Annotated in this window: 1 protein-coding gene; it reads right to left on the bottom strand. The window is 78.3% G+C overall.

Annotated elements, in window-relative coordinates; translation table 11 throughout:
• Nucleotides 1–506: four-carbon acid sugar kinase family protein (locus VQ02_RS33595; RefSeq protein ID WP_048448619.1), on the bottom strand; the 506-nt coding region annotated here is incomplete at both ends.

The following is a 506-nucleotide window of genomic DNA, read 5'->3' as shown; positions in this document are numbered from 1 at the left end:
CCCGGGCGATCTCGCCGGCGGCGGTCGCCTCCGGCAGGGCCCGGGCGAGGTCGAGGCGCTCGGTCCGAAAACCCGCCGCGCGGGCCCGGGCGAGCTGATCGGCCGTGCCCGGCGAGCAGCTGCCGCTCACCGCGGCGACGACCCGGGCGGGCGCCAGCGGCGGCAGCGACGGCTCCGCCGGAAGCCGGCCCTGCGCCCGCCAATGGGCCGCGAGGGCGTATTGCAGCCCGGACGACGAGGCGGTGAACACGCCCGCGCCCCTGCCCTCCCAGACCAGCCGCCCCGCCTCTGCCAGCGTCTCCTCGTCGACGACGTCGATCAGCACTGCCGGCACGTCGTCGCCCATCAGGGCGGCCCGGCGCTCCGGCCCGGCACCGGTCTTCAGCGCCACGAGATCGATGAGCGCGATGCGCCGGCCGGTCTGGGCGGCGAGGTGGCGGGTCAGGTCCGGCTCCCGCATCGGCGTGACCGGGTGGCGGGCCATGGTCGGGTGGCGGTCGAGGCGG

It is taken from the genome of Methylobacterium variabile (assembly GCF_001043975.1).
In the GTDB taxonomy this organism is placed as follows: domain Bacteria; phylum Pseudomonadota; class Alphaproteobacteria; order Rhizobiales; family Beijerinckiaceae; genus Methylobacterium; species Methylobacterium variabile.
Note: the sequence above shows the minus strand (reverse complement) of the source record. Positions and strands in the feature narration are given on the sequence as shown.